Below are 675 nucleotides of genomic sequence, written 5' to 3' on the forward strand. Positions count from 1 at the left end.
GAATCACTTTCGATGATGCAAGTTTTGTCTTTGACGGATCGGAAAAATCCATAGAAATCACTGGAACACTTCCAGCAGGAACATCGGTATCTTATGCTGATAATTCAAGAACAAACGTAGGAACACAGCAAGCGACAGCTACGATCACAGGCTCGAATTTCCAGACTTTGGTATTGACAGCTGATTTGGAAATCACACCAGCGACTTTAGAGGTAAGTCCAAATCCTAATCAAAGCAAAATTTATGGGGAACAGGATCCTATTCTTACATTCTCAGCAAGTGGGTTTGCAAGTGGAGATGATGAAGGGATTTTAACAGGTTCTATTGGTAGGGATGTAGGAGAAAATGTCGGGAGCTTTGCTATCCAACAAGGTTCGCTCGATGCCGGAGTTAACTACACCATTAATTTTACGCCTTCAGATTTTCAAATTAATCCAGCCAACCTAGAGGTTCGTGTAGAGGAGGGGCAGTCCAAGGTATTCGGCACAGATGATCCTGAATTCGCCTTTACAGCCACAGGATTTGTGGCTGGAGACGATCAACAAGTATTCTCGGGCAAACTGTCACGAACAGCAGGTGAGGGCGTTGGCAACTATCCAATCAATATTGGGGATTTGACTGCAGGAGCCAATTACGATATTGAGTTTAGAGGTTCAGAATTTGAAATCTTGGCAG

1 protein-coding gene is annotated in these 675 nt (G+C 43.6%); it reads left to right on the forward strand.

Going from position 1 to position 675, the window contains the following annotated elements; genetic code table 11:
• Positions 1 to 675, forward strand: a 675-nt coding sequence (locus MM236_RS19615; protein WP_241276699.1) for an MBG domain-containing protein, incomplete at both ends; no start/stop codon positions are given.

This window comes from Belliella calami, assembly GCF_022549695.1.
GTDB classification, from domain to species: Bacteria; Bacteroidota; Bacteroidia; order Cytophagales; family Cyclobacteriaceae; genus Belliella; species Belliella calami.